Source organism: Amycolatopsis sp. MtRt-6, assembly GCF_017308975.1.
In the GTDB taxonomy this organism is placed as follows: Bacteria; Actinomycetota; Actinomycetes; order Mycobacteriales; family Pseudonocardiaceae; genus Amycolatopsis.
In genome coordinates this window covers 185,275-199,731 of the sequence record NZ_JADWPD010000013.1, presented here as the reverse complement: position 1 = coordinate 199,731, position 14,457 = coordinate 185,275, and the positions used below count along the sequence as shown (strand labels likewise).

Here is a 14,457-nt window from a genome sequence, read left to right as displayed (position 1 = left end):
CCCGTGCTCTCCCGCCGCCGCCTGCTCGCCGGCAGCGCACTGGCGCTGCTGGCGGGCTGCTCGTCTGCCGAACCCCCGCCTCCCGGACCGCCCCCGGTGCCGGTACCGGCGCGGCCGGCCGCGCCGCGTGACCCGGTGACGGTCCAGCGCATGCACTCCGCCGCCCGCGGCACCGACGTCGACCTGGCGCTCATCACGCCCGAAGGCGTCCCGGCCGCGGGCTTGCCGGTGTGCCTGGCCCTGCACGGCCGCGGCGCCCGGGCCCGGACGTTCCTGGCGCTGGGCGTCCCCGCTGTGCTCACGGCAGCGGTCCGCGCCGGCACCCCGCCGTTCGCCATCGCGGCCCTCGACGGCGACCACTACTGGGTGAAAACCGGCGGCGCCGACGACCCGCAGCGGATGCTCACCGACGAGGTCCCCGGCTGGCTGGCGGCCCGCGACCTGCGTCCGCCGTCGGCGGTGTTCGGCATTTCGATGGGCGGCTTCGGAGCGTTGCGGCTCGCCCGCGCCCACCCGGACCTGAAGGCGGTGGCGACGGCGAGCGCGGCGCTGTTCGTCAGCTGGCCGGACGCCCGCAGCCGCAAGGTGTTCGCGGACGAGGCGAACTGGCGCGCGGAGGAACCCCTGCTGCACACCGCCGAGCTGCGCCCCGGCGGCTTGGGCGTGTGGTGCGGCGAGTCGGACCCGTTCGTGGGCGCGGACCGCCGGCTGGTGAAGGCGGTTTCGCCCGAAGTGTCCCGGTTCTCCCCGGGCGGCCACGATGACGAATACTGGCGGGGCGTACTGCCGGAGATCGTGAAGTTCGTGGGGGAGCGCCTGTCGTGACCGAGGTGTCCAAGGCCGTCTGGACCGACGCCGACTTCCCGCAGCTGGGCTGGCACGACTGCCGGATCCACGCGGCTGCCCTCGTCGAGGGCGACGACGACCTCCCGCCGGACCGGCTGCTGCTGGACCTGGACTACATCGTCCGCTGGGTCGAGCCGGCCCGGCGCGAGAAGCACTTCACGTTCTGGATCGCCCCGGCGACCTTGGTGTTCGACGAGGCCTGGGACATCACCGGCGAGATCGGCCCCCTGTACGGCGGCTTGGAGATCGCGGACCTCCACCGCCTCACCCCACCGGACGACAAGCCGTACCCGGTGTGGCACCTGGAGGGACACGAGTTCGACCTGAAGTTCCGGGCCCGGGGCTTCCGCCAGTACCTGCGGACGGCGCCGAAGCACGTTCCCCGGCAGGTCCTGACCATGACCGAGCGCGGGGGACTCAGCTTCGCCGAGCAGGCCTTCGCTCAGGTGTGTTGACGACGGCCGGCTCGGCGGCGGTGTCCTTGTGGCCGAGGAGGGCGATGGAGGCGAGCAGGGCGCCCATGATGGCGGCGCCCGCCCACATCGCCTGCTGCCAGCCGTCGACGAAGGACTGTTGGGCCGCGCGGAGCAGGTCCGGTGCGTGCGGGCCGGCGCTGCCCGCCACCTCGACGGCGTTGGCGACGCCTTCACGGGCGGTGTCCGCGGCTGCCCGGGGGATGCCGTCCAGCCGGTCGTCGATGGCGCCGCGGTAGCCGGCGGACACGAGCGCGCCGAGCAGGGCGACGCCGAGTGCGGTGCCGAACTCGCGGGTGACGTCGTTGAGGGCGGAAGCGACACCCTGCTGCTCGCGCGGCAGGGAGGCGGTGATGGCCTCCGTGGACGGGGTCATCGACAGACCCATGCCGACACCCATGGCGAGCAGGCCGGGCAGGACGGAGAGGTAGCCGCCGCCGACCGAGACGAACAGTGCCATGAGCGCCATGCCGGCGCCGGCCAGCGCGATGCCCACGACCATGGCCGAGCGTGCGCCGACACCGGCGGCCACCTTGGGGGCCAGGCCGGAGGCCAGCATCATCGCGAGGGCCATGGGCATCATCGCGACCGTGGACAGCAGGCCCGACCAGCCGAGCACGGCCTGGAAGAACGGGAAGAGGACCACGCCGATACCCGCCTGGACACCGAAGACCACCAGCAGCGTGAGCGAGCCACCCGACAGTCCGCGCTCCCGGAACAGGCGCACGTCCAGCAGCGCGGCGTCGCGGCGGCGCAGCTCCCAGGCCACGAAGCCGAGGGCGGCGACGAGGCCGACGGTCAGGCTGACCAGTGTCGCGGGCGCGGTCCAGCCGCGTTCGGGACCTTCCTGCAGGACGAAGATGAGGCCGGTCACGGCGATCACGGAGACGAGGGCCCCGACGGTGTCGAACCGGTGGGCCGAGGTCTCGCGGGAGTTGGGCACCGACTTCAGCGTCATGGCCAAGGCCACGAGGATCAGGACCACCGGCAGGGTGAACAGCCACCGCCAGTCGGCGATGTCGACGAGGAGCGCGGCGAGGAACATCCCCAGGATTCCGCCGCCGCCGGCGACGCCGGTCCACACGCCGATCGCCTTGCCGCGCTGTTCTTCGGGGAAGGTGGAGGTGATGACGGCCAGCGTGATCGGCATGATCATCGCGGCGCCGACACCGCCGGCCACGCGCGCGGCGAGAACCACTTCCGCTGCCGGAGCCAGGGCGGCGACCACGGTGGCGACGCCGAACACGCCGAGCCCGGCGACGAGCACGGGCTTGCGGCCCAGCCGGTCACCCAGGGCGCCGAGCGGCAGCAGCAGCGCGGCCAGGGCGAGGGTGTAGCTGTTGATGATCCACAGGACCGTGCTCTGGGAAGCGCCGAACTCCACGGCCAGGTGGGTCTGCGCGACGTTCAGCCCGGTCGCCGAGGCGATCACCGCCATCAGGGCGATCGAGACGGCGATCAGGATCGAGCGCAGCTGACGCGCGTCGGGGGCGGGCTGGTTCGTACTCATGGATTCCTCTCGAAAGGGCAGGCCGAGTCAGGCCCCGCCGCCGGGTGAAGGGGCTGGGGCCACGCCGACGCTAAGCGCGTCTTGCCGAGAAGGCATACGATCTTGCTCATGACGCAAGAAGATGGCGACCTGGACAGCCTCGTACGCAAACGCATCCGCGCCCTGCGGGTGGCGCAGGGCTGGTCACTGGAGGAACTGGCCTCCCGCGCCCACCTCAGCCAGTCCTCGCTGAGCCGCATCGAGAACGGTCAGCGCCGGCTCGCGCTGGACCAGCTGGTCACCCTCGCGCGCGCCCTGGACACCACCCTGGACCAGCTCGTGGAGACCGCCACCGACGACGTCGTCACCAGCCCGATGATCGACGGCACCCACGGCCGGATGCGCTGGACCGTCAAGGCCGACCCGGGGCTGAGCGTGGTGCGCCAGCGCATGACCGAACCACCGCCCGAGAACCCGGCCCGCATGCGCGCCCACCCGGGCCGCGAATGGCTCGTCGTCCTGTCCGGCACGGCGACGCTGATGCTCGGCCACCGCCGCTTCCGCCTCGAGACCAACCAGGCCGCCGAGTTCCCCACGATGCTGCCGCACGCGATCGGCGCCGAGGGCGGCCCCTGCGAGATCCTGGGCCTCTTCGACCGGGACGCCCGTCGTGGTCACCAGAGCGACAACGGCGACGACGCCCAGGGTGCTCCCGGATGATCGCGCGGGCCGCGCGAACGCCTAGGCCACCATCGCGAAGGCGCCGTAGTACTCGCCGTCCATCGTGCGGGTGCCGCTGCGGTCGGGGCTGACTTCCGCGCCCACCCAGCCTTCGAACGTCCCCGAGTCGTCGATCACCTGCAACATCGGCCGCACGTGGCTGTTGAGCAGGTAGCAGCCGTCGTACGACAGGCACTCGCACCAGAACTCGTAGCTGTTGCGCCGGCCGCCGAAGTCGCCGGTCAGGTAGTAGAACCGGCGGTCGCCGCTGTCGGCGAGCTTCTGCACGCAGGCGGCGTACCCGGGGGTGGCCGTCGTCCCGCAGCAGGACGCCGCGTCGCAGCCCGCGTTCTTCTGCACGTAGCCGAGGCACGAACCGTCCGTGCAGGCGTTCCAGGCCGGTCCCACCGTGAAGCTGCCGGCCGAACCCCGCGCCACGGTGGTGATCTTCTTGTTGTTCCAGCTGTGCGCCTCGTACACGTACGAGCGCTGCGTGGCGCGGACGGTGCTCATCGACGCCTTGCTCGTCTGGGCCAGCGAGGCGTTGCTGCCGTACGCGTAGCCGCCGGTGATCGAGTACGTGTCGCTCGCCAGCTGCATCCGGCCCAGGCCCGGGCGCAGCTCGGAGACCGCCCAGGTCTCGCCGAGGTTCACCGCGGTCGTCGAGCCGTTGATCGTGCTGCTCGTCCAGGTGATCGTCACCTGACCGGACGTCGAGTTGTAGACGTAGGTGCCGGTGAAGTGACCGTTCGGGTCACCGGTGAAGCCCGGCGCCGTCTTGATCGCGCAGTTGTTCCGCGGGTTGGTGCCCGGCTGGAACTCACCGCAGTAGTAGACGTCCCCGCTGTTCACCGGAACGGGGTAGTCGCGCTGGCTCCAGGTCCAGAAGTTGTGCTGGACGGCGTTGCTCGACGGGTCGAACACGAGGTAGCCCAGCCGCAGGTAGTTGCTGCCGGACGCGTCGGTGAACCCGGCGACGCTGACCACCCAGTTCTGCTTGCCCAGGGGCGTCGCGGCGTGCGCGGCGGACGCGCCGAGCAGCACCGTCGACGCGAGCGCCGAAAGGAAAACTGTCACGAACACGCCGATCCGGCGGAAAACCCCCGTCTTCATGACGGGAGCGTAACTCATGAACTTCGCTGTTTCGAAGCGAAGAGAATCCCCTGGGAAACCTCGGCCCCGGGGCTCAGCAGCCATTCCGCGTCCACGGTGAACCCGGCTTCCCGCACCCGCCGGGCCAGCCACCACGGCTGCCGGAGGTGGACGTTGACCCGCATCGGGTGCCCGCCGTAGCCCTGGGTCTTCAGCCGGGTGCCGACGCCGACGTGGTAGCCGATCACCAGCAGGCCGACCGGCCGCAGCACGCGGTGGAAGTGGCCCAGCGCCACCGGCACCGCCTCGTCCGGGATGTGGATCAGCGACCAGAACGCCAGCACGCCCGCGACCGACGCGCCGGGCTGCGCGAGGTCCGTCATCGACCCCACGTCGAACCGCAGTTCCGGGTGCGACCGGCGGGCCAGGTCGATCATCCCCGGCGAGAGGTCGATGCCGGCCGCGTCGACCCCCAGCGAAGCCAGGTACGCCGTGAAGTGCCCCGGGCCGCAGCCGACGTCCAGCGCCGGCCCGTCGACCTGCGCGGCGAACAGCGTCAGCGCCGCCTTGAGGTACGGCTGTTTCTCGAGCGCGTCCGAGACGAACTCCGCGTAGCTTTCGGCCACCGTGTCGTACGAGGTGGCGGTGTCCGCGAGCCAGGTCATCGCGGCCGCACCCCCTCGAGCACCAGGGCGAGCCCGCGCTGCCAGTCCGGCGCCGCGGACGCCCCGGCGAACACCACCGCGAGGTCCTCGTTGCGGAAGTCCGGCCGCAGCGCACCCGCCTCCTGGGCGCGCGCGATGATCCGCTCGATCCGGGACGCGTTGGCCTGCTTGGCTTTCTCCAGCCCCGACGCCGGGTCGAACGCCCGCATGCACACCTGCGTGAACCCGCGGTCGGTCACCTGCATCCGGACCGACCGCTCGACGAACAGCACGAATCCCGCCCACGGGTCCTCGCACGCGAGGGCTTCCTCGGTGACCGCCCGCGCTTCCTCGAGCACCGGCAGGAACGCGGCTTCGACGAGGTCCGCCCGCGTCGGGAACCGGTTGTAGAGGGTGCCGATCGCGACCTCGGCGCGCCGCGCGATCTCGTCGAGCGGGGCGTCGACCCCCTTGGCGCCGAACACTTCCCGCGCGGCGGCGACGAGTGCTTCCCGGTTGCGCCGGGCGTCCGCGCGCAGGGGACGTTGCTCGACGGTCACGGTTCGCGAGTATAGCGACGGCCGCTCAGGAAGCCGGTTTCGCCGCGACGACCAGGTCGCGCAGGATGGCCTGGTCGACCCGGTGGGCGAACTCCTCCCACGGCCCGCCCTCGCGGACGTCGAGCCCGGCCTTCCGGAGCACCTCGACCAGCTCTTCGCGCGGCAGCACGGTGGTGTTCCACGAGATCCCGAGCGCGCCGCCGGGCTTCAGCACCCGCGTCCACACCGGAACGGCCGCCGCGAGCAGGTCGCGCGGGCTGCGCTGCAGGCCCGCCTCGCGGTGGCTGCCGTGCTGGACGCCGTAGGGCGCGTCGGTGACGATCACGTCGCAGGAGCTCGCCCGCAGCACCTCGTCGGTGGTCAGCGTGTCGGCGTTGAAGTAGGTCAGCTTGCGCGTGTCGCCCGCTTTGTACGCTTCCTTGTCCAGCGCGTACTCGATGTCGAGCCGGCGGCCGAGCCGGACCTTGTTGCGCCGCAGGTGGCCCGACTCCGCGGTGTGCTTGACGCGCTTGTTCCGCAGCCACGTCTTGATGAACGCCTCGTAGGCCTCGAAGTCCTTGGCGTCGACGTCCAGGCCGGTCGCGTGCAGGCCGTACATCATCGCCTGGTTCAGCGTGGTGCCGCGGCCGCACAGCGGGTCGAGCAGGTACTTCGGCCGGTCCGAGAACGGGTCGGCGGTCGCCATCAGCGTCACGTTCACCAGCAGCTTGGTGAACAGCTCGTTCGTCTTGCCCGCGTACTTCTGGATGGTCAGCAGGTCCGAGTCGGCCTTCGCCAGCGGCGTCACCGGCACCGGGCGGAGGACGCCGTCACCCAGCTCGAACAGCGCATACAGCGACGACAGGTTCGACAGGAGTGCGAGGTCGCGCTCGCCCAGGGGCGCCGAGCTGGTGAAGCGCACGTAGCCGACGCCGCCGAGCTCGACGTCCTCGATCGCGGACAGCTCCGCCGCCAGGCCCGCGCCGAACACCGCCAGCTCGGCGCGCAGCAGCGCGGGGGAGGAGGCGGCGTAGACCCGGTTGGCCGAGGGGTAGACCAGCATCGCGTACTCAGGCATCCCGCAGAGCGTAGCGTGACGCACTGTGACCTCTACTTCGGCTTCGGTGCAGGACATCCGGGACGCGGCGGCACTGCTCGCGCCGGCCACGGACGTGACGATCCTCGGCCACGTGCGGCCGGACGCGGACGCGCTGGGCAGCGCGCTGGCCCTCGGGCGGGCGCTGCGGCAGCGCGGCGCCCGCGTGCGCGTCTCCTTCGGCGAGCCCGACGAGGCCCCGGAGACGCTGCGGTGGCTCGACGAGGACGGCCTGCTCACCCACCCGGACGCGCTGCCGGACGCCGAGGAGCTGCTCGTCTGCGTCGACACGCCCACGCCGAAGCGGCTCGGCCGGCTCGCCGGGCGCGTCGAACTGGCCGGCGCGGTGCTGGTGATCGACCACCACGCGACGAACACGTTCTACGGCACCTGCCACGTCGTCGACGAGAGCGCCGAGGCCAGCGCGGTCCTCGTGTTCCGCGTCCTCGAGGCGCTGGGCGCGGAGCTGGACGAGCCGATCGCGCGCGGGTTGTACGCGGGCATCGTCACCGACACGAGCGGCTTCCGCCGCGCGAGCCCGGAAACGCACCGGATGGCGGCCCGGCTGCTGGAAGCAGGCGCCGACCCGGAGGCGATCGTCCGCCGGATCGTCGACGAGCGCCCGTTCGCCTGGCTCCCGATGCTCTCGGCGGTGCTCCGCGAGGCCCGGCTGGAGCCGGAAGCGGCCCAGGGCCGCGGCTTCGTGCACGCGGTGGTCGGCCTGGAGGCGGCGCGCACGGTGCGGGGCGAGGAGGTCGAGTCGGTCATCGACGTCGTCCGCTCGGTTCGCGAGGCGGCGGTCGCGGCGGTGCTCAAACAGGATCCGACGCAGCCCGGGCAGTGGCAGATCTCGTTGCGCAGCACCGGAATCGACGTCTCGGCAGTGGCGGCCGAATTCGGCGGCGGTGGGCACCGGCAGGCGGCGGGGTGCACCATCGCCGGGTCCGCTCCGGACGTCGTCGCGGGGCTGCGCGAGGCCTTGGAGCGGGCACCGCTGCTGTGAGCGGCGTCGGATCGCGGGGCCGGAAAGTTCCCCGGTTCCCGCCGGTCAGAACTGTCGGTGGGGGCGGTTAGAGTCCGGTTCGTGGTGAACGTGGAGGAAACCGAGCGGGTTCCGGCGAAACGCGTGCTGGGCCTGGCCGTGCCCGCGCTGGGGGTGCTGGCCGCCGAGCCGCTGTACGTGCTGGTCGACACCGCTGTGGTCGGCCACCTCGACGCGCTGTCGCTGGCCGGGCTCGCGCTCGGCGGCGTCGTGCTGGCCCAGGTGTCGAGCCAGCTGACGTTCCTGTCCTACGGCACGACGTCCCGCACCGCGCGGCTGCACGGCGCCGGCCGCCGGGCCGACGCCGTCCGCGAAGGCGTGCAGGCGACGTGGCTGGCGGTGTTCGTCGGGCTCGTCGTGCTGGCCGCGGGGCAGCTGCTGGCCTGGCCGATCGCGCGGGTGCTGTCGGGCAGCGACGAGATCGCTTCGGCCGCTGTCTCGTGGCTGCGGATCGCGTTGTTCGGGGCGCCGCTGATCCTGGTCACCATGGCCGGCAACGGCTGGATGCGCGGGGTGCAGGACGCCGCGAAGCCGTTGCGGTACGTGCTGGCAGGCAACGGGATCTCGGCCGTGCTGTGCCCGGTCCTCGTCTATTGGGCGGGGCTGGGGCTGGAGGGTTCGGCGATCGCGAACGTCGCCGCGCAGGTGATCTCGGCGGGGCTGTTCTTCGCGGCGCTGGCGCGCGAGAAGGTCGGGCTGCGGCCGGACTTCAAGGTGATGCGCGCCCAGCTCGGCCTCGGCCGCGACCTGGTGCTGCGCAGCCTGGCGTTCCAGGCGTGCTTCATCTCGGCGGCGGCCGTCGCGGCCCGGACGTCCACCGAGGCGGTCGGCGCGCACCAGGTGGTGCTGCAGCTGTGGACGTTCCTCGCGCTGGTGCTGGACTCGGTGGCGATCGCGGCCCAGTCGCTGGTGGGGGCGGCGCTGGGGGCGAACTCGGCCCGGCAGGCGCGCGGCGTCGCGTCGCAGATCACCGGGTACGGGCTGCTGATGGGCTGCTTCCTGGGGGTGCTGTTCGCGGCGCTGTCGTGGGTGCTGCCGCACGCGTTCACGTCCGACCCGGGCGTGCTGGCGGAGATCCCGCACGCGTGGTGGTTCTTCGTGGCCCTGCAGCCGATCGCCGGCGTGGTCTTCGCCCTCGACGGCGTCCTGCTGGGCGCGGGCGACGCGGCCTTCCTCCGCAACGCGACCCTCGGCAGCGCGGCCCTCGGCTTCCTCCCGCTGATCTGGGCGTCCCTCGGCTTCGGCTGGGGTCTCACGGGCATCTGGACCGGCCTTTCCCTGTTCATGGTCCTCCGCCTGGCCGCGGTCCTGGTCCGCTGGCGCTCCGGAAACTGGGCGATAACCGGCGCCACCCGCCCCGCCTGACGTGCGCCGAAAGGCATCACGCGTGTCTGGAGGGGCATCACCCGTGATCCGGCGGGCATCACCCCGATGCCCCTCCCATCACGCGTGATGCCCGCTCAATCACGCTTGATGCCCCTTCAATCACGGGTGAAGCCCCGCTGAGCACGGGTGATGGGGGTTACCTGTGGGGAAAACCACCCGGGTCGTGGCTATGGTTTGTGGTTGCTTAGGCGATACAAGTACCAGGGACGGCAGCGTGGGCGTCCTGTGCCCCGAACTCGCCCAACCCTGGAGGAACTCGTGCCCGCCACCGGCCGTGCCACCGCCCGGTCCTGGCTGATCTGGCTCGCCGCCGTCACCGTCTACCTGCTCGCCGTCTTCCACCGGACGTCCTTCGGCGTCGCCGGGCTGCAGGCCGCCGAACGCTTCGGCGTCGGCGCGGCCGCGCTCGGCACCTTCACCGTCCTGCAGGTCGGCGTGTACGCCGCGATGCAGATCCCGACCGGCGTCCTGGTCGACCGCTACGGCCCCCGCCGCGTCCTCACCGTCGCCGTGCTGGTCCTCGGCGCCGGTCAGCTCCTGCTCGGCGTCGCCGGCTCCTACGGCGTCGGCCTGCTCGCGCGCGGTGTGCTCGGCCTCGGCGACGCCCTCACCTTCGTCAGCGTCCTGCGCCTGGTCGCGGCCCACTTCCCGGGCCGCCAGTACGCGCTTTTGACGTCGTTCACCGCGGCCGTCGGCTACATCGGCAACCTCGCCGCCACCGTCCCGCTCGCCCTGGTCCTCGACGGCGCCGGCTGGACGCCCACCTTCCTCGCGGTCGGCGCCGTCACCGTCCTCTACACCGTCGTCGTGGCCCTGCGGGTCCGCGACGTCCCGGCCGGCGAACAGCCGCCCGTCCGCGAGCGGGTCCGCCCCCGCGAGCTGGGCCACCAGGTCGCCGAAGCCTGGCGGACGCCGGGGACGCGCCTGGGCTTCTGGGTCCACTTCAGCACGATGTTCGCCCCGAACGCCCTGACGCTGCTGTGGGGCGTCCCCTGGCTGGTCCAGGGCCAAGGCCAGGCGAAGGCGACGGCGAGCGCGCTGCTCACCGTCTTCGTCTTCGGCTCGATGGCGGGCGGCCCGTTCCTCGGTGGCCTGATCGGCCGCCGCCCGTCGCTGCGGATGCCGCTGGTCGGGGGCTACATCGGCGGGGCCGCGCTGGTCTGGGCGGTGCTGCTGGGCTGGCCGGGCCAGGTGCCCGTGCCGGTGCTGGTGCCCGCGTTCGCCTTCCTCGCCCTCGGCGGCCCGGCGTCGATGATCGGCTTCGCCCTCGCCCGCGACTACAACCCGCTCAGCCGCGTCGGCACGGCGACCGGCGTGGTCAACGTCGGCGGCTTCGTGGCGACGACGATCGCCGCGCTCGCGGTCGGCGTCCTCCTGCAGCAGACCGGCGGGAACTTCCGGCTGTCGCTGCTGGCGCTGGTCGCGGTGCTGGCCTTCGGCACGGTCCGGATGCTCGTGTGGTGGCGCCGGACCCGGACCCACCTGTTCCTCGCCGAAGCCCGCGGCGAGGAGCTGCCGGTCCGCATCACCCGCCGCCGCTGGGACGCGGCTCTCCCGGAGACGCCGATCGTCGCCGCCTGACCGGCGCCTGCAGCAGCTCCGGCGCCACCGCGAACCCACGCCGCTCGTAGGCGGGCACGGCCCGCGGCGACGAGTGCACGGTGACCCGCTCCAGCCCCAGCTCCGCGGCGAGCCGCAGGACGCCGTCGATCAGCCGCCCGCCGAGGCCGCCGTCCCGCGCTTCCGGCACGACGTACACGCTCTGCAGGTCCCCGGCGGCTCGCGACGGCGCCGCGGGCGTCGGCACGCGCGGGGTGATCGCCAGGAACGCCATCCCGAGCACCCGGCCGTCGCGCACCAGGACGAGGCAGCGGTGGCCGGCCGCGTTCTCCCGTGCCCAGGCGGCGAACTCCCGCACGAACACCGCGCGGCCCGCGTCGGCCAGGCCGTCCCGCTCGGCCACCCAGCGCCACCGGAGCTCGGCGACCTCTTCCAGCTCGGCGGGCCGGGCGGCCCGGACTTCGATCTCCGTCACGCCTCCATCGTGGCCCGGCGCGGCGGCCTGATCGATCCACGACAAGCGGCCGCTAGGGTTTGCCGCGTGTCGAGCTCGAAACCGCCCCGCCGTCCCGCCCCGCCTCCCGGCCTCCTCATCGTCGACAAGCCCGCCGGCATGACGTCGCACGACGTCGTCGCCCGCGCCCGCCGGATCATGGGCACCCGCAAGGTCGGGCACGCCGGCACGCTCGACCCGATGGCGACCGGCGTGCTCGTGCTCGGCATCGAGCGCGCCACCAAGCTGCTCGGCCACCTGGCCCTGGACCGCAAGACCTACCTGGCCACCCTCAGCCTCGGCAGCAGCACCACCACCGACGACGCCGAAGGCGAAGTCCTCACCACGGCGGACACGAGCCGGACCACGGACGCGGACATCGCGAGCGGCGTCGAGAAGCTCACCGGCGACATCCAGCAGGTGCCCAGCGCGGTCAGCGCCGTCAAGATCGACGGCAAGCGCGCCTACGCCCGCGTCCGCGCCGGCGAGGACGTCGTCATCCCGGCCCGCCCGGTCACCGTCTACCGCTTCGACGTCCTCGCCGTCCGGCACGAAGAGGACCACGTCGAGGTCGACGCCGTCGTCGAGTGCTCCTCCGGCACCTACGTTCGCGCGCTGGCCCGCGACCTGGGCGCGGACCTCGGCGTCGGCGGCCACCTGAAGGCCCTCCGGCGCACCACCGTCGGCCCCTTCACCCTGGCCAGGGCCCGGACCCTCGACCAGCTGGAAGAACAGCCCGAATTGAGCCTCGACCTCGACGCCGCCGTCGCTGCCGCGTTCCCGCGCCGCGACCTCGACGCCGCCACGGCGAAGGCGGTCCGCCACGGCCAGCGCATCCCGGCGGCCGGCGTCGAGGGCACCTACGGGCTCTTCGGCCCCGACGGCCGGGTGCTCGCCCTGGCCGCCGACGAACAGGGCGTGTCCCGCGCGGTTGTCGTGTTGCTGCCCGCCTAGGGTGGGCTCGAGAGACGGGAGTCTGACGTGCTTCGGTGGCGTGGGCTGGGGGATCTTCCCGGCAGCTGGGGCCGGTGCGTGGTCACCATCGGCGTGTTCGACGGTGTCCACCGCGGACACCAGGAGCTGATCAGCCGGACGGTGGCGGCGGCGGCCGAGCGCGGCCTGCCGAGCGTCATGCTGACGTTCGACCCGCACCCGTCGGAGGTGCTGCGCCCGGGCAGCCACCCGGCACAGCTGACGACGTTGCGGCGCAAGGCGGAAATCGTCGAGAGCCTCGGCATCGACGTCTTCTGCGTGCTGCCGTTCACCCTCGAGCTGTCCCGGCTGCTGCCGGAGGAGTTCGTGCACGAGGTGCTGGTCGACCGGCTGCACGCGGCCGCGGTGATCGTCGGCGACAACTTCACCTTCGGCGCCAAGGCGGCCGGCGACGTCGAGCTGCTGCGCACCCTCGGCCGCCGGTTCGGCTTCGCCGCGTTCGGCGCCGAGCTGCAGGGCAAGGAACTGTCCGAAGAGGACCAGTCGGCCATCACCTTCTCCAGCACCTACGTCCGGTCGTGCATCGACGCCGGTGACGTGGTCGCCGCCGCCGAGGCGCTCGGCCGCCCGCACCGCCTGGAGGGCATCGTCGTCCGCGGCGACGGCCGGGGCCACGAGCTCGGCTACCCGACGGCGAACCTGTCGACCCCGCGCTTCGCCGCCGTCCCGGCCGACGGCGTCTACAGCGCGTGGTTCACCCGTTCGGCTGACCCGACGCGCCGGCTGCGTGCCGCGGTCTCGGTGGGTACCAACCCGACGTTCTCCGGGCGCGAGCGGACCGTCGAGGCCTTCGTCCTCGACGTCGACGAGGACTTCTACGGCCAGCACGTGGCCATCGACTTCGTGGCGCGGCTGCGCGACCAGGTGCGGTTCGCCGACTCCGCCGGGCTGGTCGCGCAGATCGACGAGGACGTCGTCGCCACCCGCAAGGCACTCCCCGACGGGGACGAATAGGGGATTCCGCGTCCATCCCCGTGACAGCGATGGCAAGATGCTCACGGACGGTGTGCGCGAAGCGGGGTTAGGGGAGCGGGACTGGTGGAGGACCACAAGATCGTCCAGCGGAACATCGCGTTGCAGCGCGAGTGGTACGGGGAGCCGCTCGGCGACCGCGTGCGCCGGCTCGTCGTCGCGTTCGACGTTTCGCAGGCTTTCCTGGCCGAGGTCCTCGGGATCAGCGCCCCCATGCTCAGCCAGGTGATGAGCGGGCGGCGGGCGAAGATCGGCAACCCGGTCGTGCTGGCCAGGATGATCATGCTCGAACGCAAGATCCTGGTGCCCGAGGTCGCCGCCGGCAACCGCGAAGCGATGCTGGCCGCGATGGAGGACGTCCGCGACTCCCGCCCCACCGTCGGCCGCGACAACATCCCGGTGGTCAACGAAGACCAGAAGGTCCTCGCCTACCTGCGCGACCTGGCCGAGGACGAGGACCTCGGCGAGGCCGCCAAGCGCCTCGACGACGAGTTCCCGGCCATCGCCGACCTGCTCCGCCGGGCGGGCAACGGCGCCTGATGCCGGTCCTGTTCAGCGCGCTCCTCCCACCGGACGACGTCGTCCAGTCGGTCACCGAGGCCCTCGGTGAGACAGACAGCCTCCGCTGGGAACCACCCGAGCGCTGGCACGTCACCCTCGCCTACTACGGGCCGGACGACGTCGAAACCCGCGCCGCCTGGCTGGGGGAGCGGCTGGCCGGGCGCGGGGGCGTCGACGTCCGGCTGGAAAAGGCGGCGACGTTCCCCGGGGTGCTGTGGTTGACTGTCGCCGGACCGGAGCTGACGCCGCTCGCGCGGGCCGCGGGCGCCGGCGCCGAACCGAGGCCCTACCGGGCCCACCTGACGCTCGCGCGGTTCCCCCGGGAAGAACCGGGGCTCGCCGCGCGTTGGACCAAGAAGCTCGCCGGTTTCACGAGCCGGCGCTGGCGCGCGACGGAAGTGGCGCTGATGACCAGTGAGCGCGAGCCGGGTGGTCCCCGCTACCGGGTGGCCCGCGCCTTCGAGCTGGACCGCGCCTGAACAGCCTGTTCAGCGGGCTGGTAACCTCAACGACCGGGTCCGGCTGCAGTCCGTGGCGGCCGTGACCGTCTT

The 14,457-nt window shown here is 72.6% G+C and carries 16 protein-coding genes; 10 read left to right on the top strand and 6 right to left on the bottom strand.

Annotation, left to right across the window (positions count from 1 at the left end; genetic code table 11):
• Positions 1–3 precede the first annotated feature (3 nt).
• Together I4Q55_RS23115 and I4Q55_RS23110 are read left to right on the top strand one after the other, a co-directional pair.
• A complete protein-coding gene (locus I4Q55_RS23115) occupies positions 4–825 on the top strand; it encodes an alpha/beta hydrolase family protein (RefSeq protein WP_206790455.1) in 822 nt (273 codons plus the stop codon).
• Entirely contained in the window at positions 822–1,301 is a 480-nt protein-coding gene (locus I4Q55_RS23110; protein WP_206790453.1) for a hypothetical protein, read from the top strand. Before I4Q55_RS23115 ends, I4Q55_RS23110 begins: the two co-directional genes overlap by 4 nt.
• On the opposite strand, the gene I4Q55_RS23105 is transcribed toward I4Q55_RS23110, so the two are convergent.
• The gene (locus I4Q55_RS23105; RefSeq protein WP_206790451.1) at positions 1,264–2,829 is read right to left on the bottom strand and encodes a DHA2 family efflux MFS transporter permease subunit; all 1,566 of its coding nucleotides are present in this window, start codon (positions 2,827–2,829) and stop codon (positions 1,264–1,266) included. The two genes, I4Q55_RS23110 and I4Q55_RS23105, sit on opposite strands and share 38 nt — an antisense overlap.
• A 108-nt stretch (positions 2,830–2,937) precedes the next feature.
• Between I4Q55_RS23105 and I4Q55_RS23100 the strand changes: the two genes are divergently transcribed.
• Positions 2,938–3,528: a helix-turn-helix domain-containing protein gene (locus tag I4Q55_RS23100; RefSeq protein ID WP_206790449.1), complete on the top strand. Its 591-nt coding sequence runs from the start codon at positions 2,938–2,940 to the stop codon at positions 3,526–3,528.
• Positions 3,529–3,549: 21 nt separating this feature from the next.
• On the opposite strand, the gene I4Q55_RS23095 is transcribed toward I4Q55_RS23100, so the two are convergent.
• The 4 genes from I4Q55_RS23095 to I4Q55_RS23080 are packed head-to-tail and all read right to left on the bottom strand — an operon-like array spanning position 3,550 to position 6,881.
• A complete protein-coding gene (locus I4Q55_RS23095; protein ID WP_206790447.1) occupies positions 3,550–4,641 on the bottom strand; it encodes a hypothetical protein in 1,092 nt (363 codons plus the stop codon).
• A 14-nt stretch (positions 4,642–4,655) separates the two neighbouring features.
• Positions 4,656–5,285 carry a class I SAM-dependent methyltransferase gene (locus tag I4Q55_RS23090; protein ID WP_206790444.1) on the bottom strand — a complete coding sequence of 210 codons (630 nt, stop codon included), beginning with the start codon at positions 5,283–5,285 and terminating at the stop codon, positions 4,656–4,658.
• Positions 5,282–5,824: a TetR/AcrR family transcriptional regulator gene (locus I4Q55_RS23085; RefSeq protein WP_206790442.1), complete on the bottom strand. Its 543-nt coding sequence runs from the start codon at positions 5,822–5,824 to the stop codon at positions 5,282–5,284. The genes I4Q55_RS23090 and I4Q55_RS23085 overlap by 4 nt, the downstream gene beginning before the upstream one ends.
• Before the next feature lie 25 nt (positions 5,825–5,849).
• A complete protein-coding gene (locus tag I4Q55_RS23080) occupies positions 5,850–6,881 on the bottom strand; it encodes a TRM11 family methyltransferase (protein WP_206790439.1) in 1,032 nt (343 codons plus the stop codon).
• A gap of 25 nt (positions 6,882–6,906) precedes the next feature.
• On the opposite strand from I4Q55_RS23080, the gene I4Q55_RS23075 reads away from it, so the two are divergent.
• The 3 genes from I4Q55_RS23075 (at position 6,907) to I4Q55_RS23065 (ending at position 10,908) form a co-directional block, all read left to right on the top strand.
• A complete protein-coding gene (locus tag I4Q55_RS23075) occupies positions 6,907–7,902 on the top strand; it encodes a bifunctional oligoribonuclease/PAP phosphatase NrnA (RefSeq protein ID WP_374194483.1) in 996 nt (331 codons plus the stop codon).
• Positions 7,903–7,986: 84 nt separating this feature from the next.
• Positions 7,987–9,306, top strand: a complete 1,320-nt coding sequence (locus I4Q55_RS23070; protein WP_206790538.1) for an MATE family efflux transporter — start codon at positions 7,987–7,989, stop codon at positions 9,304–9,306.
• A 279-nt stretch (positions 9,307–9,585) separates the two neighbouring features.
• Positions 9,586–10,908: a nitrate/nitrite transporter gene (locus tag I4Q55_RS23065; RefSeq protein WP_206790437.1), complete on the top strand. Its 1,323-nt coding sequence runs from the start codon at positions 9,586–9,588 to the stop codon at positions 10,906–10,908.
• Here the strand turns inward: I4Q55_RS23065 and I4Q55_RS23060 are convergent.
• Positions 10,853–11,362, bottom strand: coding sequence for a GNAT family N-acetyltransferase (locus tag I4Q55_RS23060; RefSeq protein WP_206790435.1), 510 nt, complete (start codon positions 11,360–11,362; stop codon positions 10,853–10,855). The two genes, I4Q55_RS23065 and I4Q55_RS23060, sit on opposite strands and share 56 nt — an antisense overlap.
• A 66-nt stretch (positions 11,363–11,428) precedes the next feature.
• Between I4Q55_RS23060 and truB the strand changes: the two genes are divergently transcribed.
• The 4 genes from truB to thpR all read left to right on the top strand — a co-directional run bounded on the left by truB (position 11,429) and on the right by thpR (position 14,385).
• Positions 11,429–12,334: a tRNA pseudouridine(55) synthase TruB gene (gene truB, locus I4Q55_RS23055; protein ID WP_206790433.1), complete on the top strand. Its 906-nt coding sequence runs from the start codon at positions 11,429–11,431 to the stop codon at positions 12,332–12,334.
• A 27-nt stretch (positions 12,335–12,361) separates the two neighbouring features.
• Positions 12,362–13,327: a bifunctional riboflavin kinase/FAD synthetase gene (locus I4Q55_RS23050; RefSeq protein WP_206790432.1), complete on the top strand. Its 966-nt coding sequence runs from the start codon at positions 12,362–12,364 to the stop codon at positions 13,325–13,327.
• 84 nt (positions 13,328–13,411) lie between these two features.
• Positions 13,412–13,885, top strand: coding sequence for a helix-turn-helix transcriptional regulator (locus tag I4Q55_RS23045; protein ID WP_091315600.1), 474 nt, complete (start codon positions 13,412–13,414; stop codon positions 13,883–13,885).
• Positions 13,885–14,385 (top strand): RNA 2',3'-cyclic phosphodiesterase, encoded by a 501-nt coding sequence (gene thpR, locus I4Q55_RS23040; protein ID WP_206790431.1) that lies wholly within the window; start codon positions 13,885–13,887, stop codon positions 14,383–14,385. Before I4Q55_RS23045 ends, thpR begins: the two co-directional genes overlap by 1 nt.
• Positions 14,386–14,457 lie beyond the last annotated feature (72 nt).